At 69.4% G+C, this 21,615-nt stretch carries 20 protein-coding genes and 3 pseudogenes; 9 read left to right on the forward strand and 14 right to left on the reverse strand.

Annotated features, from left to right (window positions below):
- The 3 genes and pseudogenes from ABZ192_RS40105 to ABZ192_RS40115 all read right to left on the reverse strand — a co-directional run.
- Positions 1-89 (reverse strand): annotated as a pseudogene (locus ABZ192_RS40105) (GDP-mannose 4,6-dehydratase); the annotation flags it as partial.
- 360 nt (positions 90-449) lie between these two features.
- Positions 450-672 (reverse strand): annotated as a pseudogene (locus tag ABZ192_RS40110) (transposase); the annotation flags it as partial.
- Positions 673-1,196: 524 nt separating this feature from the next.
- Positions 1,197-1,520 (reverse strand): phosphotransferase, encoded by a 324-nt coding sequence (locus ABZ192_RS40115; protein WP_356929422.1) that lies wholly within the window; start codon positions 1,518-1,520, stop codon positions 1,197-1,199.
- Here ABZ192_RS40115 and ABZ192_RS40120 point away from each other — a divergent pair.
- Positions 1,500-1,889, forward strand: coding sequence for a TetR/AcrR family transcriptional regulator C-terminal domain-containing protein (locus ABZ192_RS40120; protein ID WP_356929423.1), 390 nt, complete (start codon positions 1,500-1,502; stop codon positions 1,887-1,889). The genes ABZ192_RS40115 and ABZ192_RS40120 overlap by 21 nt on opposite strands.
- Before the next feature lie 103 nt (positions 1,890-1,992).
- On the opposite strand, the gene ABZ192_RS40125 is transcribed toward ABZ192_RS40120, so the two are convergent.
- The gene (locus ABZ192_RS40125; RefSeq protein ID WP_356929399.1) at positions 1,993-2,481 is read right to left on the reverse strand and encodes a MarR family winged helix-turn-helix transcriptional regulator; all 489 of its coding nucleotides are present in this window, start codon (positions 2,479-2,481) and stop codon (positions 1,993-1,995) included.
- 97 nt (positions 2,482-2,578) lie between these two features.
- On the opposite strand from ABZ192_RS40125, the gene ABZ192_RS40130 reads away from it, so the two are divergent.
- Together ABZ192_RS40130 and ABZ192_RS40135 are read left to right on the forward strand one after the other, a co-directional pair.
- Positions 2,579-3,505 (forward strand): NADP-dependent oxidoreductase, encoded by a 927-nt coding sequence (locus tag ABZ192_RS40130; protein ID WP_356929400.1) that lies wholly within the window; start codon positions 2,579-2,581, stop codon positions 3,503-3,505.
- Between the two features lie 28 nt (positions 3,506-3,533).
- Positions 3,534-4,430, forward strand: coding sequence for a pirin family protein (locus tag ABZ192_RS40135; RefSeq protein ID WP_356929401.1), 897 nt, complete (start codon positions 3,534-3,536; stop codon positions 4,428-4,430).
- 427 nt (positions 4,431-4,857) lie between these two features.
- Here the strand turns inward: ABZ192_RS40135 and ABZ192_RS40140 are convergent.
- From ABZ192_RS40140 to ABZ192_RS40170, 7 genes and pseudogenes are all read right to left on the reverse strand, one after another.
- A pseudogene (locus tag ABZ192_RS40140) lies at positions 4,858-5,435 on the reverse strand (transposase); the annotation flags it as partial.
- Positions 5,436-5,560: 125 nt separating this feature from the next.
- Complete coding sequence (locus ABZ192_RS40145) at positions 5,561-5,848, reverse strand: hypothetical protein (protein ID WP_356929402.1); 288 nt, start codon at positions 5,846-5,848, stop codon at positions 5,561-5,563.
- A gap of 19 nt (positions 5,849-5,867) precedes the next feature.
- Positions 5,868-7,358 (reverse strand): gamma-aminobutyraldehyde dehydrogenase, encoded by a 1,491-nt coding sequence (locus ABZ192_RS40150; protein WP_356929403.1) that lies wholly within the window; start codon positions 7,356-7,358, stop codon positions 5,868-5,870.
- The gene (locus tag ABZ192_RS40155) at positions 7,358-8,431 is read right to left on the reverse strand and encodes a proline racemase family protein (RefSeq protein ID WP_356929404.1); all 1,074 of its coding nucleotides are present in this window, start codon (positions 8,429-8,431) and stop codon (positions 7,358-7,360) included. The genes ABZ192_RS40150 and ABZ192_RS40155 overlap by 1 nt, the downstream gene beginning before the upstream one ends.
- Positions 8,431-9,348, reverse strand: a complete 918-nt coding sequence (locus tag ABZ192_RS40160; protein WP_356929405.1) for a dihydrodipicolinate synthase family protein — start codon at positions 9,346-9,348, stop codon at positions 8,431-8,433. Before ABZ192_RS40160 ends, ABZ192_RS40155 begins: the two co-directional genes overlap by 1 nt.
- A 99-nt stretch (positions 9,349-9,447) precedes the next feature.
- Complete coding sequence (locus ABZ192_RS40165) at positions 9,448-10,692, reverse strand: FAD-dependent oxidoreductase (RefSeq protein ID WP_356929406.1); 1,245 nt, start codon at positions 10,690-10,692, stop codon at positions 9,448-9,450.
- Positions 10,693-10,800: 108 nt separating this feature from the next.
- Positions 10,801-11,850: a proline racemase family protein gene (locus ABZ192_RS40170; RefSeq protein WP_356929407.1), complete on the reverse strand. Its 1,050-nt coding sequence runs from the start codon at positions 11,848-11,850 to the stop codon at positions 10,801-10,803.
- A gap of 525 nt (positions 11,851-12,375) precedes the next feature.
- Between ABZ192_RS40170 and ABZ192_RS40175 the strand changes: the two genes are divergently transcribed.
- From ABZ192_RS40175 to ABZ192_RS40195, 5 genes are all read left to right on the forward strand, one after another.
- Positions 12,376-13,248: a transporter substrate-binding domain-containing protein gene (locus ABZ192_RS40175; RefSeq protein ID WP_356929408.1), complete on the forward strand. Its 873-nt coding sequence runs from the start codon at positions 12,376-12,378 to the stop codon at positions 13,246-13,248.
- 30 nt (positions 13,249-13,278) lie between these two features.
- A complete protein-coding gene (locus tag ABZ192_RS40180) occupies positions 13,279-14,085 on the forward strand; it encodes an amino acid ABC transporter permease (protein ID WP_356929409.1) in 807 nt (268 codons plus the stop codon).
- A 5-nt stretch (positions 14,086-14,090) separates the two neighbouring features.
- Positions 14,091-14,909, forward strand: a complete 819-nt coding sequence (locus ABZ192_RS40185) for an amino acid ABC transporter ATP-binding protein (RefSeq protein ID WP_356929410.1) — start codon at positions 14,091-14,093, stop codon at positions 14,907-14,909.
- Positions 14,910-15,026: 117 nt separating this feature from the next.
- Positions 15,027-15,416: a PPOX class F420-dependent oxidoreductase gene (locus ABZ192_RS40190; protein WP_356929411.1), complete on the forward strand. Its 390-nt coding sequence runs from the start codon at positions 15,027-15,029 to the stop codon at positions 15,414-15,416.
- An 86-nt stretch (positions 15,417-15,502) separates the two neighbouring features.
- On the forward strand, positions 15,503-16,207 hold the full coding sequence (locus ABZ192_RS40195) for a GntR family transcriptional regulator (protein ID WP_356929412.1): 705 nt from the start codon (positions 15,503-15,505) through the stop codon (positions 16,205-16,207).
- Positions 16,208-16,258: 51 nt separating this feature from the next.
- Here the strand turns inward: ABZ192_RS40195 and ABZ192_RS40200 are convergent, their stop codons facing one another.
- From ABZ192_RS40200 to ABZ192_RS40210, 3 genes are read right to left on the reverse strand one after another with little or no spacing between them, the layout of a single operon-like run.
- On the reverse strand, positions 16,259-17,788 hold the full coding sequence (locus ABZ192_RS40200; protein WP_356929413.1) for an aldehyde dehydrogenase family protein: 1,530 nt from the start codon (positions 17,786-17,788) through the stop codon (positions 16,259-16,261).
- 24 nt (positions 17,789-17,812) lie between these two features.
- Positions 17,813-19,207, reverse strand: a complete 1,395-nt coding sequence (locus ABZ192_RS40205; RefSeq protein WP_356929414.1) for a VOC family protein — start codon at positions 19,205-19,207, stop codon at positions 17,813-17,815.
- 29 nt (positions 19,208-19,236) lie between these two features.
- Positions 19,237-20,409: an FAD-binding oxidoreductase gene (locus tag ABZ192_RS40210; RefSeq protein ID WP_356929415.1), complete on the reverse strand. Its 1,173-nt coding sequence runs from the start codon at positions 20,407-20,409 to the stop codon at positions 19,237-19,239.
- Positions 20,410-20,561: 152 nt separating this feature from the next.
- On the opposite strand from ABZ192_RS40210, the gene ABZ192_RS40215 reads away from it, so the two are divergent.
- The gene (locus tag ABZ192_RS40215) at positions 20,562-21,470 is read left to right on the forward strand and encodes a LysR substrate-binding domain-containing protein (protein ID WP_356929416.1); all 909 of its coding nucleotides are present in this window, start codon (positions 20,562-20,564) and stop codon (positions 21,468-21,470) included.
- The last annotated feature ends 145 nt before the right edge of the window (positions 21,471-21,615 follow it).

Here is a 21,615-nt window from a genome sequence, read left to right on the forward strand (position 1 = left end):
TACACCTTGGCGACCCCGTACGGGGAACGGGGGTGGAAGGGGGTGCCCTCGTGCTGAGGCGGCGGGGAGGCACCGAACATCTCGGAGCTGGGCCCGCTCATGAGCGGGCGACCCGCGGGGTAATGTTCTCCGGCGCCATTGGTCCGCGACTGGTCCGTGTGGAACTCCACCGGATGCCAGAGATTAACGAGAAGAACCCAACGCATTACATTGGGTAGCTATCGTGGCGGGTTGCCTGGAGCGCAACGATGCCTCCAGGCAACCGACTTCAGTCTCTAGAAGAACCCAAGTTTCTTTGGACTATATGAAACAAGAACGTTCTTCGTCTGCTGGTGGTACAGGCATGGCGCGTCGTTGACCAGCAGAAACAACGGATGAGTGGGAGAGGACGCGGAGGTGGCCCGCGTAGGGTCCGGATCTTGGAGGCAGGAGTCGGCTGCCTGTCTCGGACGGCCGGCGTCACGGTAGGACGACAGGTCCCCGGTGATGGCGACGAACTCGGCGCCGACGTATGGGTCCCATGCCTGGGAGCGACTCGATGATCTCCGCGCGGTCGTCCGGGCGGAACAAGTCCCGGATCTCCTTGTCGTTGGCCATGATCCGCTCGTCGAGTACGAGCAGCTGGTGCGCCAGTTCTCCCAGGAGAGCTGTGGCGCGGGCCTCACCCGGCAGAGCGGTGTGCTGCTGTTCTGATCGCGGACCGCGTCCGGCTGTCAACCGGATGCGCGACCTGCTACGCGGCATGGCTTTCGATTACGCCCGCTCCAGAGGCGCCGTCATCTTGCTGACGCACCGAAGCAAACCGATCCGCCGAATCGCAGCGGTCGACGCGATGGCTACCGCTCTGCTTCTAGGAGTAGCTCTTCCGGCCCACGACAGTCACCTGCAACGTCGGCACCTACAGCGGTAAGACCGACCCCATCCCCGTCGCGCATCCAGTCCGGCACGGTGTGGATCAACTTCCACAGCGGCGTCCACCCCACGAACGCGTTCGGCGGCCTCAAGTTCGGCGTCGTGGGCCTCAGTCCGTCGCCGTTCCGCAAGTCATCAATGGCTCAGTACGACGCATTCCGCAAGGACGGGACAGCGGCCGAGGGCTCGCGTCAGGGACGGCGCGTTGTACCGTCGCGGGCGCGAGTCCGGGCCACCAGCAGGCCTTGGTCCGTCACGCCCTCCCGGCGGCGTTCGTGAGCGTTTTACACGTCCACCGCGATCGCGGTGTGTACGGCGTCTCCGAAGTCGATGATTCCCGTGACGAATCCGGGGTCGTCGTGGTCGACCAGGATGTTGGACTTGCTGAAGTCGGTGTGCAGCACCTGGCTGCGCAGCAGCGGCAGTCGGGGTGCGACGACGTCCATGAAGCGGGCGAGGCCGGCGGTCAGGGCCTGTCTGCGCGCCGGGTCGGTGACGTCTTCGAGCAAGGGCCGGAGCACCGGGAGGTGTCGGACGTCCCAAGCGCACAGTCGGCCGTCCGCGGGGTGCCGGAAGTCGGCGGTGGCGTGGCTCAGCGCGGCCAGGATCCGACGCTCGTACGCTCAGAAAACACCGGGCCTCCCGCAAATGTAGGCACTACCGGCCAGGCTGCGCCCGGCCGGCAACATCTGCGGGTGTTCTTCGAGCACTTCCGCGAGTTGCCGGAGGAAGTCCGCGACGAGATCTCCGGCAAGCGCGACCGCTATTTGCAGATGCTCGTCGACGTCCTCGAACGCGGCGCCGCCGAGGGTGAATTCCGCGTCGCCGATCCCCGTCTGACCGCCCTGGCGGTCCTCGGCATGTGCAACTGGACCTACCAGTGGTTCCGGCCCGGTGGAAAACGCGACGCAGCCGACGTCGCGCGCTACTTCTACGGCACGCTGCTCGGTGGCATCGGCGCCGGGGAGCGGAGCTGACCGGAGAGGCCCCTGCCGCGTCTGCCGCGTCCTGAGCGGCATCGTTCTCCCCGCCGCCCGGTGGCTCGCGGCGGCACGGGGTGGTGCGCTCGGTGATGTCGGCTCAGCCGGGTGGGGAAGAGGTCGCCCGGCCCGGTCGAAGACTGCCGTCCAGGTGGACGAGGAGGCCGCCGGTCAGATCGGCCAGTTGGGCCACCTGCTCCTGCGAGAGGGCGTCGAAGACGAGTCTGCGCACCGCTTCCACATGGCTGGGCGCGGCCTGCGTGATGGCGGTCAGGCCTGTGGGGGTGAGGCGGAAGGTGGCGCCACGCCGGTCGGTCTCGCACTCCTCCCGTTCGACCAGGCCACGCCGCTGCATCCGGGCGAGCTGGTGGGACAGGCGGCTCTGTTCCCAGGCGAGGGAGGCGCCGAGGTCGCGTGCGCGCAGTCGGCGGTCGGGGGCGTCGTGGAGGCGGCCGAGTACTTCGTAGTCGGCGAGGGAGATTCCGTGCTCGTCCTGGAGCTGTCGGCCCAGGATGGACTGGAGATGCGCGGTCAGGTTGACCAGCCCGCGCCATGCCTGCTGTTCCTCGGTGGTCAGCCACTCGGTCATGAGGACAGCCTAGCGGAATAAATGATGAGTCATGTAAATTGCATGATGCGTCATGGAACAACATCGCCCGTCCGGCCCGGAGCCATGAGGAGCAGCCATGAGAGCCGTCACTGTGAGTGAGTTCGGCACTCCGCCCGTGGTGCGCGACGACGTTCCTGAGCCGGTGACGGGGACCAGGCAGGTGATGGTCCGCGTGCGGGCGTCGTCGGTGAACTGGCTCGACGTGGACGTCACCCAGGGGATATTCGCGGAGACGGCACCGGGCAGTCCGCTGATCACCCTGGGGCGCGACTTCGCCGGAATCGTGGAGGCGGTGGGCGAAGACGTCCGTACCGTCGAGGTAGGCGACGAGGTCTTCGGGACGGTTCCGATGGGCGCCTCGGTCCACGACGGTGCCTGGGCCGAGTTCATCGCGACCGGCGAGCACACGCTCATCCGCAGGCCCTCGGCCGTCGACACTGCCACCGCCGGGGTCGCCGCTCTGGCGGCCACGACCGCGGTCATGACGATCGACGCACTTGACCTGGCGCCCGGCGACACCGTCCTGGTGGTCGGCGCGACCGGCGGTGTCGGCGGCATCGCGGTACAACTCGCCCGCGCGGCCGGTGCGACCGTCCTCGCGCCGGGGCTGCCCGAGGACGAGGAGTACCTGAGCGGCCTCGGCGTGAGCGAGGTCCTCCCCCGGGGAGACGGCGTCATCGCAGCCGTACGCAAACAGCACCCCGGCGGGGTGGACGCGCTGCTCGACGCGGTGACCGCCTACGAGATCACCCCGTTCGCGGACGTCGTCCGCGACGGAGGCCGGATCGCCTCCCCTGCCGACGCGGCCGGCTATGGCCCCGGGCGCACCAACGTCACGCACGGCCCGTGCACCGAGATCCTCCAGCGTGTGGCGCGCCACCTCGTGGACGGCACCATCACGATTCCGATCCAGGAGAGCTACGACCTGGCGGACGCGCCCAAGGCGCTCGAGGCACTGACCGCTCACCACACGCGCGGCAAGATCGCCGTGCGTGTCGCCTGACCCCCTGCCAACTTTTGAAGGAGTGATTGTGACCGCACAGTTGACGGGTCCGCGGACGCTGACCCGCATCACCGCCAAGCAGCAGCTGGGCCCCGACGCGCAGGTCGACGACAAGGCGCTCGTCTTCGTGCCGACCGACCCGGCCCTGACCGACCCCTTCCTCGCCCTCGTCGAGGACTGGTTCTCCACCCCCGGTTTCGAATGGCACCCCCACCGCGGCCTGGAGACCGTCACCACCGTCGTCGATGGCGTCCTCGAACACGGCGACAACCTCGGTCACGCCGGGGCCCTGGAACCGGGTGAGGTGCAGTGGATGACCGCCGGGCACGGCATTATCCACCGCGAACTCGCCTACCGCAACGAACACGCGCACGTGCTGCAGATGTGGCTCAACCTGCCCGCCGAGAAGAAGCTGACACCGTCGCGCTACCAGGACCTCACCCGCGCCGCCATGCCCCGCGTGCACGCCCCCGGCCTCACCGTCGACGTCCACGCGGGTACCGTCGACGGCGTCAAGGGCGCGGCCCAGACCCATCACCCCGTCCAGGGCGTCGTCGCCACCTTCGATCCCGGCTCCTCCTACGTACTCCAAGTCCCCGCTGAGCACCGCCTGTTCGCGCACGTCATGGACGGACGCCTGCTGGTCGCCGGCCGGGAACTGCGCGCCGGACAGACCGGCTGGTCCGACCCCGTCACCGCGGAAGCCGGCGGTACGACGACCACGACGCTGCATCTGGCGGCCGTGGACCCCGAGAAGCGCGCCCGAGTGATGGTCTACAGCGGTACCCCGTTGCGCGAACCGGTCGCCGTCGGTGGGCCGTTCGTGATGAACACCAAGGTGGAGATCACGAAGGCGTTCACCGAATTCCACGCCGGAGCCTTCGGCCCGGCGCCCCGGATGGCCCGCCTCGCCTACGACCGATGACCGGTGGCCCTCGGCCGCCCGGAGACGAGCGAATCCACCGCACGGGTCGGTGACGCCGGAGACGGCGGACGCGCAAGCTCGACTTCAGGCGCCAAGGGCGGGGCACGTCCTGCACGCCGCCACCGGCACCCCGTCCGCCCCCAGCTCTGCCGTTTCACCTGGTTCGGCTGCGCTGGGTGCCGCGGCGCGCCGGAATGGGGGCGGCGGCGAACGGGAGGTCACCATGCGGCGGGCTCGCACCACGAGCTTCAACATTCGCCCTGAGCCCACGAGTTTCATGGCGGTTGGAGGACGCCGGGCGCTGCCAGTCTTTCAATAGGCATCACCGTGCCGAAGAGGGTTCGGAGTCATCGCGACGGAGACGGCGCAAGTTTTTAGGAGGACCTCAGCGGTCAGAAGGATCCAAGTCGTCTGCTCCGAACTGCATGAGAGGGTGGGCCGCCAGGAGTTCCTCGATCCGTCCGGCCGGCAGCTTGCGCTGGCCGAGCACGGCAGTCAGGGATGCAGTCAGGCTTGGGACGATCAACCTGGCTGCCTCGGTCCCCGGGCCGTCACGGTCTGCTCGTCCAGGGCGGCGAACATCTCCTCGACCAGCCGCTCGGCCATCCTCGGCGCCTTGGGCCGCAGCAGCGTGACCAGCCGCCAGCGGCCGGCCTTGCCAGGGCACGGGCCGGTGACCCGAAGCGTTCCAGCAGCATGAGGACGGCCGGGTGCTGCAACCGCGGCCCCAGCGCCCGTTCCAGCGAGGGGGATCTGGGTCAGCAGGCCGGGCGGCCGGTTGCCGACCCCGGTGGCCTCGCCGGCCAGGCCGTCGCTGAAGCCGACGACCATCTCCGGCTCGGCGATCGTCTCGACCTCGCCGTCGATGGCCCGCAGCGTGTAGGGCATTGCTCGGGCCGCGTCCGCGATGATGAACGCGTCCTTCGCGTCCGTCTTGGCCTCGCCCGGGTAGAGGTCGGCCGGGGTGACGGCGATGGCGGGGTGTTCGCCCTTGCCGGCGTCCAGGCCGAGGAAGCCCCCGAGGGTAACCGCAAACGTATTGAGCTCACGCCCCAGGCGTGATGTGAGCGTGGTTGCGATCCTCGGCCGCACTGAGGGCGACCGCCGGCGTTGCGTCTTGTCATCGCCGCTCAACCCATTGCGATCTTCGACCGCCCGTGGCGGGCGACCATGTCGTCGACGGCCTGGACACACGCGCTCGTGTCGGCAAGGTCGAACTGGTGGGCCTCGGCCGTTCCACCCTCTCCCGCGATCTCCCCGGCGACCTTGCCCACCGCGGCGCAGATCACGACGGCGGCCCCTTCGCGTGCCAGACGGCGCGCGAAGACGGATTTCCGATACCGCCCCTGCCAGGGTGGCGACACTGACCTTCTCCGCGAAGCCGGAGCGTCGGGAGCAGCAATGGTCGAGCTGATCATGATGCTCTTTCTGGGCGGCTCAGCGACTGGTGAAGATCACGTCGTGCCATCCCTTGTGCGCGGCGCCGGTGATGTCTGCCATGACGTGCTTGACGTTGGTGTACTCGTCGAACGAGTAAGCCGACATGTCCTTGCCGAATCCGGATGCCTTGTAACCGCCGTGCGGCATCTCGCTGATGATCGGGATGTGGTCGTTGATCCAGACGCAGCCGGCCTGGATCTCACGGGTGGCGCGTCCGGCGCGGTAGACGTTGGTGGTCCAGGCGGAGGCGGCGAGCCCGTAGGGGGTGTCGTTGGCGAGCCGGAGCGCGTCGTCATCGCTGTCGAAGGGCAGGCAGACGAGGACCGGGCCGAAGATCTCCTGCTGGACGATCGCGGAGTCCTGGGCCGCGTCGGTGATGAGGGTGGGTTCGTAGTAGGCGGCCCGGCCGAGCGGTCCGTCGGGGAGCTTCCCGCCGCGTACGACGGTGGCTCCGGCGCGGCGGGCGTCCTCGACCATGGCGGCGACCTTGTCGCGCTGGCGGAACGAGATCAGGGAGCCCATGTCCGTGGCCGGGTCGTCCACCGGACCCAGGCGTACGCCGTCCATCAGCTCGGCGACGCGGGCCACGAACCGTTCGTACAGGGGGCGTTGGACGTAGGCGCGCGTGGCGGCCGTGCAGTCCTGGCCGGCGTTGATGAGGGCGCCGGCCACGGCGCCGCGGGCGGCGGCTTCCAGGTCGGCGTCGTCGAAGACGACGAAGGGTGCCTTGCCGCCGAGTTCGAGGTGGACGCGCTTGACCGTACCGGCGGCCTGTGCGGCGACCTGGCGGCCGACCGCCGTGGAGCCGGTGAAGGAGACCATGGCGACGTCGGGGTGGGTGACCAGGGCCTGTCCGGCGACGGGTCCGGTGCCGGTGACGATGTTGATGACACCATCCGGGACACCGGCCTCCTGAGCCGCCTCGGCGAACATCACCGACGTCAGCGGGGTGAGTTCGGACGGCTTGAGGACGATCGTGTTGCCGGCGGCGACCGCGGGGAGGATCTTCCAGGCGGCCATCTGAAGCGGGTAGTTCCAGGGGGCGATGGAGCCGACGACGCCGACGGGTTCGCGGCGGATCGTCGAGGTGTGGTCGCCGGAGTACTCGCCCGAGGCGCGGCCCTCCAGGTTGCGGGCCGCAGCGGCGAAGAAGCGGACGTTGTCGATGGTGCCGGGGACGTCGAAGCCGGTCGTCAGCTTGATCGGCTTGCCGCAGTTGAGGCTCTCGGTGCGGGCGAACTCCGCTTCGCGGGCCTGGAGTCGGTCGGCCCAGCGCAGCAGGGCTTCGGAGCGTTCGGCGGGGGTGGTGCGCGACCACTCGGCGAAGGCGGCGCGGGCGGCGGCGACCGCCTCAGCGACATCCTCGGGACCGGCCAGGGTGTCGGTGGCCAGGACCTCGCCGGTGGCCGGGTTGGTCACCGAGAACTCCTCGCCGGACGTGCCGGGGCGGCGCTTGCCCGCGATGAACTGGGTTCCGGTGATCTCCATCAGCGCTCCTGTTCGGTGGCGCCCCATAGGTCGCCGAGGGTGTAGCCGTACGGGAAGGGGTCGGTGTCGTCCAGGACGTACTGGTTGAATCCGGTGATCCAGCCGCGTCCGCTGATCGTCGGCGTCACCGCCGCGTACGGCCCGACCCGGGTGGTGTCGAGCAGCGTGCCGGTGAAGGTCGTCCCGATGATCGACTCGTGGACGAACGGGGTGTTCAGGGGGAGTTCGCCGCGGGCGTGCAGGGCGGCCATGCGGCCGCAGGTGCCGGTGCCGCACGGGGAGCGGTCCAGCGAGCCGGTCCAGGTCGCCGGGTTGGCCAGGTCGACCTCGCCGTTGGGCAAAACGACCGTGTTGCGGCCGGTGACGCCGGGCGTGGGTGACGCGCCGTGGATCATCACCAGGGCGATCTCGTTGATCCCGGGGTTCAGCGGGTGGCTCACCGGGAACTGCTGCTGGGCCGCTGTGCGCAACACCGCGCCGACGCGCACGAGTTGCTTGGCGGCGCCCCGCTCCAGGGTGACGCCGAGGTCCTCGGCCCGTGCCTGGACGTAGAACTGCCCGCCGAAGACGATGTCGACCGGCACCCGCCCGTACTCGGGCAGGTCCAGCACGTGGTCGAGGGCCACGGCGAAGGCGGGGACGTTGGCGAAGGTGACCCGGGTGGCCTTGCCCCCGGACACGTCCACCCGGACTCTGACCAGCCCGACCGCGGTGTCCACGGTCAGGTCGGTGACCGGTTCGCTCACCGCCACCGCGCCCGTCTCCACCAGCGCGGTGACCGCGCAGATCAGGTTGGAGCCGGACATGGGGCGGAAGCCGCCCTGCTCCAGCACCACCAGGCCGAAGTCGGCGGTGGGGTCGGCCGGGGGCAGCACCAGGATGCCGCACAGGGCGGGGTAGCCGCGCGGCTCCCGGAGCAGGAGCCGGCGCAGATCGTCCAGATGCTTCTCGCAGTACTGGAGTCGCTCGGCCATCGTGGCGCCCTTGACGTGCAGATGGCTGCCGATCAGCACACGCCCCGGCTCGCCCTCGGCGTGGACGTCGATCGCGTGGATGCGGCTGTACGACGGCATCACGCGGCCGCGCTGTTCTCGGTGACGGCGACACCGGCCGCGAGGAGCAGGTCGCGGAACTCGGCGACGTACTGCGGCGCGAGCGGCAGGACCGGCCGACGGGTGGGACCGGCGCTGACACCGACCAGGTCGAGGCCGGTCTTGATGCCGCAGGCGTAGTTGTGGGACTCCAGGAACTGGCAGATCGGGAAGATCTTCGCCCACAGTTCGCGCCCGGCCTTGAGGTCGCCGCGGACGGCGAGGGCGTCGTACAGCTCGGCGCAGAGCTGGGGGATCACGCTGGCGGTGCCCCACACGCCGGCCTTGGCGCCGGTGGCCAGGGCGGCGAACGTGAGGGTGTCCCAGCCGTTGAGGGCGGTGATGTCCGCCGCGTGCTGCTGCTGGACGGCGGAGAACCAGGCGAAGTCGCCTCCGGTGTCCTTGTAGGAGGTGATCCCGGTCTCCCGGGCCAGCTTCGCCAGCTCCTCGGGGGCGAGGCTGACGCCCGTCGCCGACGGGATGTTGTAGTACATGATCGGGATGTCGATGGCGTCGGACACGGTGCCGAAGAAGCCCAGCAGTTCGTCGAAGCCGGGGGCGTCGTAGAACGGCGGCACGATCATCACGGCCGCCGCGCCCGCCTTCTCCGCGTGCACGCTCAGCTCCACGGTGTCCGCCGTGCTGAGCGCGCCCGTCCCGGCGACGACCGGGACGCGGCCGTCGGCGGCCTCGACGTACAGCTCGGTGACCTGCTTGCGCTCGTCGAGGCTCAGCGTGGTGAACTCGCCGGTGCTGCCGCCGGGCACGAGGCCGTGGATGCCGCCGCCGATGATGTGGTCGGCCTGGCGCCTGACGCCCTCGGCGTCGACGGCCGAGCCGTCGGCGGTCAGCGGGGTGACGACGGCGGCGAGGATGCCGGTGAACTGGGGGGCGCTCATGAAGGGACTCCTGGGGTCAGCATGCGGGAAAAGGGGGTGGTGGGGCGAGGCTGGTGCGGGTGTGGGCTTCGGCCATGGGAGGCCTGCCGGGCTTGCGGGTCACCGCCGGGTGAAGCGCCGTGGTGAGACGGCCTCGGCGACGGCCGGAAGGCGGCGCGTGGTGATGGCCTCGGTGACGATCTCGGCGGTGGCCGGGGCGAGGGTGAGCCCGAGCATGCCGTGGCCCGAGGCGACGTAGACGTTCGGCAGGGGATCGAGGCGGCCGATGACCGGCAGCCCGTCCGGGGTCATGGGGCGCAGCCCTGCCCAGGGGGCGGCCTCGCCCGGCGGGTTGTCCCAGCCGGTGAGGGAGTCGGCGGCCGCCTGCTTGATCGCGGCGACGCGCCGGGGGGTGATGTTCTCCTCCAGACCGCCGAACTCCATCGTCCCCGCCAGCCGCAGGAAGCCGTTCAGCGGGGTCACCGCGACCCGGGCGTCCTCCAGCGTGAGGGGCGTGCGCAGCGGCACCGGGGACGGGGAGTAGTCGACGCTGTAGCCCTTGCCCGGCCGGATCGGCAGCGGGGCACCGAGCTGGGCGGCCATACGCGCGGTCCACACACCACCGGCCAGCAGCAGGGTGTCGCCGTGGTACTCGCCCTTGTCGCTGAGTACACCGGTGACGGCGTCACCCTGGCGCAGGAAGCGACGTACGGGGGTGTGCTCGTGTATGTCGACGCCGAGCTCCGTACAGCGCTTGAGCAGGCCCTGGGTGAGGGAGTCGGGCTCGACCTGGCGGTCGTCCGGGAAGAACAGGCCGTGCTTGATACGGCTGTTCAGCACCGGTTCCCTGGCCTGTACGGCGTCGCCGTGCAGGTGTTCGGGGACCATGCCGAAGCTCTCGAAGATGTCGAGGGAGGCGAGCTGCTCCTCGTAGCGCTCGCGGGTCTCGAAGGCGAGCAGGACGCCCGCCTTGTGCATCTCGAAGGAGATGCCGTCGCGGGTCCAGTCGTCGAGGAGGTCCATGGTGCCCTCGGCGAGACGCAGGGTAGTTTCCAGGCCGGCGCGGAAATCCCGCGTCGTGCAGTGCCGCGCCATGGTGAGCATGAACTTCACGAAGGAGGGGTGGAGCGAGGGCTTGACGTAGAGCGGGCTGTCCGGCTTCAGCATCCACTTCAGGGACTGCAGGATCACGCCGGGCGCCGGCACCGGGCCGCTTTCCGCGAGGGCGATCTTGGCCGCGTTGCCGTGCGAGGCGGCGGAGCCGGCACGCCGGGCATCGAGAACGGTGACCTCGCAGCCGGCCTTGGCCAGCCGGTAGGCGGCGGCAAGACCGACGGCCCCGGCACCCACAACGATGGTCCGCATGGCGTCGTGTACCTCCTTACAAGGCGCTTCGAGCGCCTCTCGGGTCGCTGCACCGCGCACGGTTGAAGATCGTCAAATGCTTGACGCCGCGTTGGCGTCGTCCGGCGGTCAGACCTCCGGCTCCCACGGCCGTCCCACCACGAAACCGCTCTGGAACGGGTCCGTCGGATCGAGGACCAGCTGGTTGAACGAAGTGATCCAGGCACGCCCGGAGATGCTCGGAACGACGGCGTCGTACGGCCCCACCGTGGTCGTGGCCTCGATACGGGCGTCGAACCAACTGCCGATGAGCGACTCGTGCCGGAAGAGCTGTCCCGGTTCCAGCAGGCCGTAGGCGTGCAGGACGGCGAGGCGGGCGGAGGTGCCCGTGCCGCACGGGGAGCGGTCGATCCGGCCGGGGGAGACGATGGTCGCGTTCCGGGAGCGAATCATCTCGGTGCCGTCCTCGTCCCGCTCGTGGTGGAGCGGGCCGGTGAACACCGTGTTGGTGATGCCGGGGATCAGCGGATTCTCCGGGTGGCTCACCTCCAACTGGTGCACGGCGGCCTTCTTGAGGCGTTGTCCGAGTTCGCACAGCGCCGCCTCCTCGCTCACGTCGAGCTTGAACCCGAGTGACTCGGCATCCACGAAGACGAAGGTCATCCCGCCGTACGCGATGTCGACGGTCACCCGGCCGAGACCGTCGACGTCCAGGTCGGCGTAGTGGTGGTAGACGAACGCGGGCCGGTTGACCAGCTTCACCCGCCGTACCTTGCCGTCGGCGCACTCGCACTCCACCCGGATCAGGCCGGCCGGAGACTCGAGCGTGAGGTGCGTGACCGGTTCGGTCATGGGGAGCATGCCGGTTTCCAGCAGCACCGTGGCCACGCACATGGTGTTGGAGCCGGACATCACCGGATACTCCGTCGACTCCAGGATGACGTAGCCCATGTCGGCCTGCGGATTGTTGGAGGGCAGGACGACGTTGGCGTTGCGCCACATCGCTCCGCGCGGCTCCTGGAGCAGCAGTCTGCGCAGTTGGTCGTGGTGCTCCTCGAAGTAGCGCATCTTGTCGAAGAGGCTCTCGCCCGGCACCTGCCCGACCCCGCCGACGACGACCTTGCCGCACTCGCCCTCGGCATGCGCGTCCACCACGTTCAAGGCGCGACTGAACCTCATGGGCGGCCTCCCTTTCGAGATCGCAGATTGTCAAACAATCGGCGCTTCATGGGGACGCTAGACGGGACAGCCCGGGGTGGTCAATGCCTGGAAGTCAAAACTCAGGCGACCCGGCTGGAGGCACGGGTGTTTCGCGGCCCGTTCGCATGTGCCGGGTCGTGTCGCCCGACGCGGGAGCGGCTTCGGTTCGTTCCTTACGGCAGGTCAACGTCACTGTCCGTCGGATGTGTGCCCGTTGTCGCGGGCTGCCGGGCGGGCTGATCGCCGTATCGGAACATCACGATTTCGGCTATTGACACGGTGGTGGCGCGTCCCTAGCCTTCCGGCATCTCGCCGCTTGTCAGACAATCTCCGGACGGCTCTCTGAGGGAGCGTCCTGACTCAAGCGGCGCCGATCGCGGGGGCGCTACCGCGTCACCCAAGTCCGCTCATTCACTGCGGAGCACGAACCCGCAGATCCCGCATCGCGCAAATCCCCCATGCCGCATGTCGCGCCACCCACTCCCTAGCACTGGAGCACCAGCCATGGCCCTCACCAAACAGAGCAGATACACCTTCTACGTGGTCGGAGTTCTCATCCTGGCCTGGCTGGCTGGCTACTTCGGCGGGAAGGCCGGCTCGGACGGTGGCTCGACCCAGACCGTCGCCAGTTCCGGTGACACCGGCAAGGCCGCCTGGGTCGACAAGATCAAGAAGGCGGGCGTGCTGCGGGTCGGCTGCGCCGACGCCCCGCCCACCATCGTCGTCAAGTCGGACGGCACATGCAGCGGACCCGACCTGATTCCCCTGGAGAACTTCGCGGACGGCATCGGCGTGAAGGTCAAGACGGTGGCGACCACCTGGCAGAACATCGTCGCCGGGCTCCAGGCCGACAAGTACGACGTCGCCGCCGACCTCGACCAGACCGTCGAGCGCAGCCTCGCGATCCGCTTCACCCATGGCTCGTGGTCCTACCCGGGTGTGTTCCTGGTGCAGCGGGACAGCGACTACACGAGCAGCAAGCAGATCCTCGACGCGAACAAGCCCATCGCCACCACGCAGGGTTCCGCGCTGGACGCGGCGCTTCAGAAGGCCGAGGCCAAGGAACTGCGCGTGGACACCTACCAGAACGCGGCCGCGGGCGTGAAGGCGGGCAAGGCCATCGGCATCTTCGCCGACCTGGGCAGCGCCGTGGACATGGCGACCAAGGATAAGTCGCTGGGCATCGTCGTCCCCGACCCGGCGATCTTCGTGCACCACGTGGCCTACGGTGTTCCCTCCGGCATCGACACCCGCTCCATGGAGATCCTCAACGTCGCGGTCGACAACTCGGTGGCCAGTGGTGAGATCGACCGGGCCTTCGCGGAGGCCGGATACCGTGACGTGGACGCCCTGGGCGACCTCGAGATCAAGTCCTGACCGGGTCTCGCGTCCTCCCGGAGGTAGTCCGTGACGAATTCCGTGAACCTCGCCTATGAATTCGATCTGAGCGTCATCGGCCCCGCGCTGCCCACTCTGCTCGACGGGCTGTGGCTGACCCTGAAGATCTCGACGATCGTGATCGTCGCGAGCGCCGTCCTCGGTTTCCCGCTCGCCGTGGCCCGCATGTCGAAGATCGAGGTCATCCGCTGGCCCGCGCAGCTCTACATCGAGGTGTTCCGCTGTACGCCACTGCTGATCCAGCTGATATGGGTGTTCTACGCCCTTCCCGCACTCCTCGGCGTCGACCTGCCCGGTGAACTCTCGATCACCATCGCGCTCACCGCGCACCTGACCGCGTTCATGTCGGAGACCTACCGCGCCGGCATGCAGTCCGTGCCCGTCGAGCAGATCGAGGCGGCACACATGCTGCGCATGAACCGGGCGCAGATCCTGCGGCACATCATCGTGCCGCAAGTCTTCCGCCAGCAGATCCCCACCATCCTGTCCCTGAACGTGAGCATGTTCAAGGACACCTCCCTGATCTCCGCACTCGGCCAGGCGGACCTGACCTTCCAGGGCAACATCCTCGCCAGCCAGACCTACCGGCCCATGGAGATCTTCACCCTGGTCGCCCTCATCTACTTCTCGATCGCCTTCCCGGCCACCCTATTCACCAGCTATATCGAGCGGCGTCTGCTCACCAGCGGCTCGCGGGGCGCACCGCCACCCGCGTCGGGGCTGCGCGGCACCCTCGCCCGGCTGCGCCCCGGACAGCGGCCGCCCGCCCTGGCCAACCCCGCTCTCAAGTCCCTGCTCAAGCCGGAAGGTGTCTGATCACGATGACAGAGACCAGCCCGACCCTCGACACAACATCGGACACGGTCACGGACGCGTACACCGATGCAGGGCCCGACGGTGCGTTCGTACGCACCCGCGGGGTGTGCAAGTCCTTCCACGGCCGCCCTGTCCTCAAGGAGGCCGACTTCCGCATCGGAAGCGGCGAGATCGCCGTCCTCATCGGCAAGAGCGGCTCCGGCAAGAGCACCCTGCTGCGGGTGATCGCCGGCCTGGAGGAGCCGGACGCCGGGGACATTGACCTCGCCGGGCAGGCCGTCGTACGCGACGGTGAGTACCAGGAGGCGTGGAACGAACTCCGCAACCAGGTCGGGATGATCTTCCAGAGCTACACCCTGTGGCCCCATATGAACGTCCTGGACAACCTCACCATCGCTCCCCGCCTGGCTCTCGGTGAGTCCAAGGCCCAACTGCTGGAACGGGCCGAACAGGCGCTGACCGACGTGGGCATGGCCCACCATCTGCGCAGCCGCTGCACCCAGTTGTCCGGTGGTGAGCGTCAACGTGTCGCCATCGCCCGGGCGTTGATGATGCGACCGCGCCTGCTGCTGTGCGACGAGATCACCTCCGCGCTCGACCCGCCCGTGGCGGCTGAGGTGCTGGGCGTGCTGACCAAGCTCAAAGAGGAGGACGGCATCGCCTGCGGCATCGTCACTCATGACATGGCCTTCGCCTCCAAGGCCGCCGACCGCATCTGCTTCTTCGAGGACGGCCTGATCAAGGAGGACGTGCCACCGGAGCAGGCCTTCAACGACCCGCAGACACCAGGGCTTCAGGCGTTCATCGACGCTGTTCGCTTCTGATCACCCTGCTGGAACGGCAGCCCCGCTCACCGCACCGGACCGGATTCCGCCGCGCCGGTCCGAGCGGGGCTGCGTCCGCGTCCTCGCCCCCATCCCCCACCTGAAAGGCTCTCGCACATGTCCCGGCTCACCGAGTTCGCACGCAATCTGGCCTCCGGACCGAACTACGCGACGATCGCCACGATCGGCAAGGACGGTCTGCTCCAGCAGAGCGTGGTGTGGGTGAAGGCCACCGACGACGGCATCGCCTTCTCCACCGTCGAGGGCCGCGTCAAACACCTCAACCTGCTGCGCGATCCGCGGGCCAGTGTCCTGATCGCCGACCAAGGCAATCCGTACGCCTATGTTGTGGTCCGCGGTCCGGCCACCATGACCCGGGACGGCGGGCCGGAGCTGATCGACGAGCTCTCCCACAAGTACGAGGGCCGGCCCTGGCAGGAGACCGCTACGACACCCCGGGTGGTCGTCACCATCAGGGCCGAGCGCGTCACCGAGTACGGTGCCTGAAACCCGCAGTGGCAGCCGCCCGCCGGGCGCGGGCCTCCGCGCCTGACCTCCCTCTAGAATGCAGTCTGACAATCTGCGGAGGACTTATGAGCGAGCACGCTGCCCAGGCCGCCGGCCCCAGGCCGGTCAGCACCCAGACGCGCCGGGACGCGGTGGTGGACGAGCTGCGCCGGGCGATCATGGCCGGCGAGCTCAAGGCCGGGCAGCCACTGCGCGAGGTCCACATCGCGTCGCAACTGGGCGTCAGCCGGCCCACCCTGCGCGAGGCCATCTACCAGCTCATCCACGAAGGGCTCCTCGAACAGCAGCCCTACCGCGGCGTCATCGTCACCGCCATCGACGAGAAGTTCATCGCCGACACCGCCGCAGTCCGGGTCGCCCTGGAGACCCTCGCCGCGCGCGCCCTCGCCGACGACCCGGACGGGTCCCGCCGGGGGCAGCTGCGGAGTGTCTGGGACGAGTACCGGGCAGCACACCGGGCGCAGGACTCCGGACGTCTCCACCAGGCCCATATCGCCCTGCACCGCACCATCTGGGACGCCTCCGACAACGCCATGCTGAAGCGGATCTGGCCCACTGTGGAGGCCCAGATCAACCTCGCCATCACGGTCGACGAGAGCACCCGCTCCGATCCCGACCGCGCCCTGCACGTCCACGAACGCCTCATCGACGCCATCCTCGGCGGCGACCCCGACACCATCGCGGCCGAAGTCGAGCGCCACACCCGGGCGAGCGCCGACGAGCTGTTGGAGATGATCGCCGAGCGGCAGCGCACCGCCGACGAGGGGTAGGGGGATGCCGCCACCGGCATCCCCCTGAACGGTGCGTTCACCCGGGCTCGATCAGAGGAAGCTGACCCCCTGGGCGAGAGCCAGCTCGCTGGAGTAGTTGATGGTGTTGGTGGCCGGGCGCATGTAGGCCTTCCAGGCGTCGGAGCCGGACTCACGGCCGCCGCCGGTGTCCTTCTCACCGCCGAACGCGCCCCCGATCTCGGCCCCGGAAGTGCCGATGTTGACGTTGGCGATGCCGCAGTCCGAGCCGGCCGCGGACAGGAAGATCTCGGCCTCCTGCTGGTCGCGGGTGAAGATGCTGGAGGACAGGCCCTGCGGGACGTCGTTGTGCAGGGCGATCGCCTCGTCGAGGGTGTCGTAGGTGAGGACGTACAGGATCGGCGCGAAGGTCTCCTCCCGTACGACGTCGGTCTGCTCGTCGACGCGGACGAGAACCGGCTCGGTGTAGGCGGCCGAGGGCGCGGCCTCGGTCAGGCGCCGGTTGCCGCCGGCCAGGACCTTGCCGCCCTGGGCCTGGACGCGGGTGACGGCGTCGGTCATGGAGTCGAGGGCGGTGGTGGAGACGAGCGGGCCGACCAGGGTGGTGTCGTCGAACGGGTCGCCGATGGGGAGCTTGCGGTACGCGGAGGTCAGCCGCTCGATGAGCGTGTCGGCGATGTCGCGGTGGACGATGAGGCGGCGCAGGGTGGTGCAGCGCTGCCCCGCCGTGCCGGCCGCGGCGAAGACGATGCCCTGGACGGCGAGGTCCAGATCGGCGGACGGAGCGACGATCGCGGCGTTGTTGCCGCCGAGTTCGAGCAGGCTGCGGCCGAAGCGCGCGGCGACCCGGGGGCCGACCTCGCGGCCCATGCGGGTGGAGCCGGTGGCGCTGACGAGGGCGACGCGGGGATCGTCGACGAGCTTCTCGCCGACCGCGCGGTCGCCGAGCAGGAGGCGGTGCACGTCGCGGGGCGCGCCGACCTCGTCGGCGGCCCGGGCGAGCAGGTGGTCGCAGGCGAGGGAGATCAGCGGGGTCAGCTCGGAGGGCTTCCAGACCACGGTGTCGCCGCAGACGAGGGCGACGGCGGTGTTCCAGGACCACACGGCGGCCGGGAAGTTGAAGGCGGAGATGACACCGACCACGCCGAGGGGGTGCCAGGTCTCGGCGAGACGGTGGCCGGGGCGTTCGGAGGCGATCGTACGGCCGTAGAGCTGCCGGGACAGACCGACCGCGAACTCGCAGATGTCGATCATCTCCTGGATCTCACCGAGCGCCTCGGAGCGGATCTTGCCCGCCTCGATGGTGACCAGGTCCGCTAGGTCGCTCTTGTGCTGCCGCAGCAACTCACCGAGGCGGCGCACGAGTTCACCGCGGCGCGGCGCGGGCGTGGTGCGCCAGGTGAGGAAGGCCGTACGGGTGGCCGCGATGGCGTCTTCGGCTTCGGTCGTGGTGGCGGCCTTCACTCCGAAGAGGTTCTCGCCGGTGATGGGAGTGCGGGCATGGAGGCCGGCGCCCTCGATGACGTCGACTCCGATGTTCTGCAGGGCGGTGCGGGCGCGGGCACGCAGGTCGTCGGTGGTGGGCAGTGCGGTGCTGGTCATGGTGGTCCTTGAAGGGTGTGAGGGTCAGCCGAGGGCGTGGGTGAGGTCGAGTGCGCGGGCGACCTGGGCGAGGGAGCGGTCCTGCTGCTGTGCGTAGAGCGCGTAGGGGTCCAGCACGTCGCGGCCGATGGCGCCGGACAACCAGGCCGCGTCGTACGCGGTGCCTTCCTGGTCGTTGTCGCGGGTGCCCTCGCCGCTGAGGTTGGACTGGAAGATGCCGGCGGCGGAGCGGGGCAGGAAGTCCTCGTAGACGATCGGCTCGGCGCGCACCCAGCCCTGCCGCACCAGTTCGGTGAGACCTGCGGGCGGCCCGCCGCCGTCGCGGGGCCGGCCTTCCGCGCGTACGTAGGTGAAGTAGGCCAGTCCCTGGGCGGCCAGTTCCTCCTCGCTGCCCGGCATGTGCTGCTCCCAGACGGCCCGCGCGATCTCGCCGCGGTCCTCGGCGGAATTCCTCGACGCCTGGTCGACGCGGCCGAGGAGGTCGTCGTAGAGGGCGCGGCCCTTGCGGGTGAGGGCGATGCCGCGCGCTTCCACCTCACCGAAGCGGACCCGCAGCGCGCCGCTTTCGACGCTGCCGTCCGCGAGGCGCATCGCGCGGGGTTCGGCCAGGGCGCGGAACGAGGTCTGCCGCAGCAGGACGTCGGGGCCCTTCCAGGCCGGCGGTCCCTGGATGGTGTCGATCATCTCGATGCCGCGGTCCGTCATACGGCGGTACAGATCGTCGATGTCCAGGACGCGCGGGGTGAGGTGGTTGATGTGGGTGCTGCGGACGCCGCCGATGTCGGCGGCGACGGCGGAGACCCGCTCCAACTCCTGGTACCAGGCGCGGTCGACGGGCTCCGCGGACAGTTCGAAGGCCTGCACGGCGAGCCGCAGGAACCGGTCGGCCTCCTGCTGCGGCAGTTCCCGCTCGGCGGCGGCCCGGTCGGCCAGGGCGAGCAGTTCCGGCGGGAAGAGTTCGCGGCCGGCGAGGAAGGTCTCCAGGCGTGCGCGCAGGTCGGGGGTGAAGAAGCGGGGGTCGGCCGAGGTGAGCATGGAGGTGAACACGCGGAAGGGGTTGCGGGCCAGTTCCTCGCCGTCGACCGGCCGGAAGGCGGTGGAGACGACGGGGACCGCACTGGCGGCGGCCTCCCGCAGGTCGTAGAAGCCGACCGGGTACATGCCGAGTGCGGCGAAGACGCGGGCGACCTGTTCCAGTTCCCGCGGTGTGCCGACCCGGATGGCGCCGTGCCGCTCGGCGGTCACCCGGCTGATGGACCCCAGACGTTCGGCGTCGGCTCCCCGCGCGCGCAGGACGTCCTCGTTGACCTCCCGCGAGACGTCCACGAGCGTGGTGTAGGCGGGCACCTCCTGCCCGTACATCTGCGACAGCCGAGCCGCGAACGCGGCCCGCAGCTGCCACTGGCTGATCGTCGACATGGTTCGGCCTTTCGGTCGGAGGTCGGGGTTCAGACCACGTGGGCTTCGGGGCGGATCTCGGCGCCGTGGCGGAACCGGTCGGCACTGAGTGGGGAGATGTCCGTGTACGGCTCGCGCTCCAGGTACAGATCGCGCAGCACTTCGCCGACGGCGGGTGCTTGCAGGAAGCCGTGCCCGGAGAACCCGGCGGCGTAAAGGAAGTTGGGCAGCTCGCCGGAGCGGCCGATCAGCGCGTTGTGGTCGGGCGTGATCTCGTAGAGGCCGGCCCAGCCGCCGACCGTCTTCATGCCGGCCAGGGCCGGGGCGCGGCGACGGGCGACGGTGCGGAACAGCTCCAGCCACTGCGGGGTCCAGGTGGTGTCGAAGCCGTCCTTCTCGTCGGGGTCGGCCAGCCCGAACAGCAGCCCGTCGTCGCTGTTGTGGAAATAGGCGGACGACGAGAAGTCGATGGTGAACGGGATGCGCGGCGCGGGCGGCGTGAGCGGCGCGGTGAACGCCAGCTGCCGCCTCACGGGCCGGATGGGAAGGTTGACGCCGACCATCTCGCCGATCAGGCCCGACCAGGCGCCCGCCGTACAGATGACGGCGCCGCAGGCGATACGCCCGTGGCTGGTGTGCACACCGGTGATGCGGTCCCCGGCCGTGTCGATGCCCGCGACCGCGGTCTGGGTGACGATGGTGACGCCGGCCCGGGCAGCGGCCCGCGCATAGCCCTCCACCACGAGGGCGGGGCGGGCGTGTCCGTCGGCAGGGGAGTAAGCGGCGGCCAGGAGGCCGTCGGTGCTGATGTAGGGACACAGGCGCTGCGCTTCGTCGGGGCCGACCATGCGGTTGGCCACGCCCAGGCTGTTCTGGAGCTCGACGCCTGCCTCGAAGTCGGCCACCTGATGTTCGCTGTCGAGCAGGAAGAGATAGCCGACGTTGTCGAGCTGGATATCGGTGCCGGGCCGGTGGGGGAAGTCCTGGTAGGCGCGCAGGCTGCGGCTGCCGAGTTCGATGTTGAGCGGGTCGGAGAACTGGGCGCGCACACCACCGATCGGCTTGCCGGAGCTGCCGCAGCAGAGCTCACCGCGCTCGATGACGACGATGTTCCGCACACCGGCCTCGGCGAGGTGGAACGCGACGCTCGCACCCATCACACCGCCACCGATGATCACGACGTCGGCGGTGTGCGGAACCGTACGGAAGACGGAGGAGGACAACAGGCCACTCCCTTCCAGGAGCCGCCCCTGTGCGGAGCGGAGGGGCTGTCAGTGCATTGCGATGCCGATCAGCTGTCTGTGCCTCATCGTGTAGTAAGCCAACCGTTGACGTCTATCAACGGTTATTGCTTCTGATCTTTTAGGGTTCCTATATGGACTGGACGAGTGCGCAGCTGCGTTCGCTGGTGGAACTGACCAGGCGCGGCACCGTCACCGCGGTCGCGGAGGCGCTGGGCTACACCCCCGGAGGGGTGTCGCAGCAGATCGCCGCGCTGGAGAAGGCCACCGGGATGCAGCTGCTGCGGCGGGTGGGCCGCCGCGTGGAACTCACCGATGCCGGGACGACGCTGGCCCTGCACGCCGAACGCATCCTCACCACCGAGGCCGAGGCCGTCGAAGCGCTGGAGCGCACCCGCAACGAGATCTCCGGGACGCTGCGGGTTGGGCTGTTCGCCACGGCCGCCGCCGAGATCCTGCCGCCCGCCCTGCGGCAGGTACGCGAGAAGCATCCCGATGTCACCGTGCGCAGCCGGGACATGGACGTGGACGAGGTGTACGACGCGGTCGCGGGTGGAACCGTGGATCTGGCGCTGGGCCTCGACTACCCGGACGTGCCCATCCCGCGCGATCCGTCCCTGCGCGTGCGGGAGCTGTCCCGGGAGCGCTTCTCGCTCGCGGTGCCCGTCGGTGCCCTGCCGGGGCGGCGGAGTATCTCCCTCGCAGACGCCGGCGACCAGGGGTGGATCATGCCGTCCACCGGCAGCTACTACGGCCGCGCGGTGCTCACCGCGTGCCGCCGGGCCGGCTTCGAGCCCCAGGTCCTGCACGAGGTGACGGACACGGCCGCCACCCTTGCCCTGGTCGAGGCCGGCGTCGGGGTCAGTGTGGTGACGGATCTGATGCTGCGACTGCGGCCGTCCCGCCTCGATGTGCTCGATCTGCACGAGACCATGGAGCGGCACATCGTGGTGGTGTTCCGTTCCTTCGCCGCGCAACGGCCGACGGTGGCCGCCTTCGTCGACATCCTGAGTGCCTCCGCGGGAGCGGGCTCCGCACACTGAGATCAGCGACACTTGGTCGTCTGACAATCTGCAACAGATTCTGCCGCACCTGTTGACCCGGACCTGCCTGGGGCGTAATTTCCCGCAAGATTGTCCGACAATCTGCGCGCCATGGATGGGTGCTGCCGACCTTCGCTGCCCTGGC

It is taken from the genome of Streptomyces sp. NPDC006235, from assembly GCF_040613735.1.
Classification (GTDB): domain Bacteria; phylum Actinomycetota; class Actinomycetes; order Streptomycetales; family Streptomycetaceae; genus Streptomyces.

Coding starts and splice junctions, on each gene's coding strand:
- ABZ192_RS40170 (WP_356929407.1), bottom strand. CDS start 11,850: ATGAGGTTCAGTCGCGCCTTGAACGTGGTGGACGCGCATGCCGAGGGC.
- ABZ192_RS40150 (WP_356929403.1), bottom strand. CDS start 7,358: ATGGAGATCACCGGAACCCAGTTCATCGCGGGCAAGCGCCGCCCCGGC.
- ABZ192_RS40195 (WP_356929412.1), top strand. CDS start 15,503: ATGAGCGAGCACGCTGCCCAGGCCGCCGGCCCCAGGCCGGTCAGCACC.
- ABZ192_RS40185 (WP_356929410.1), top strand. CDS start 14,091: ATGACAGAGACCAGCCCGACCCTCGACACAACATCGGACACGGTCACG.
- ABZ192_RS40175 (WP_356929408.1), top strand. CDS start 12,376: ATGGCCCTCACCAAACAGAGCAGATACACCTTCTACGTGGTCGGAGTT.
- ABZ192_RS40205 (WP_356929414.1), bottom strand. CDS start 19,207: ATGTCGACGATCAGCCAGTGGCAGCTGCGGGCCGCGTTCGCGGCTCGG.
- ABZ192_RS40125 (WP_356929399.1), bottom strand. CDS start 2,481: ATGACCGAGTGGCTGACCACCGAGGAACAGCAGGCATGGCGCGGGCTG.
- ABZ192_RS40165 (WP_356929406.1), bottom strand. CDS start 10,692: ATGCGGACCATCGTTGTGGGTGCCGGGGCCGTCGGTCTTGCCGCCGCC.
- ABZ192_RS40160 (WP_356929405.1), bottom strand. CDS start 9,348: ATGAGCGCCCCCCAGTTCACCGGCATCCTCGCCGCCGTCGTCACCCCG.
- ABZ192_RS40215 (WP_356929416.1), top strand. CDS start 20,562: ATGGACTGGACGAGTGCGCAGCTGCGTTCGCTGGTGGAACTGACCAGG.
- ABZ192_RS40190 (WP_356929411.1), top strand. CDS start 15,027: ATGTCCCGGCTCACCGAGTTCGCACGCAATCTGGCCTCCGGACCGAAC.
- ABZ192_RS40200 (WP_356929413.1), bottom strand. CDS start 17,788: ATGACCAGCACCGCACTGCCCACCACCGACGACCTGCGTGCCCGCGCC.
- ABZ192_RS40155 (WP_356929404.1), bottom strand. CDS start 8,431: ATGCCGTCGTACAGCCGCATCCACGCGATCGACGTCCACGCCGAGGGC.
- ABZ192_RS40130 (WP_356929400.1), top strand. CDS start 2,579: ATGAGAGCCGTCACTGTGAGTGAGTTCGGCACTCCGCCCGTGGTGCGC.
- ABZ192_RS40145 (WP_356929402.1), bottom strand. CDS start 5,848: ATGATCAGCTCGACCATTGCTGCTCCCGACGCTCCGGCTTCGCGGAGA.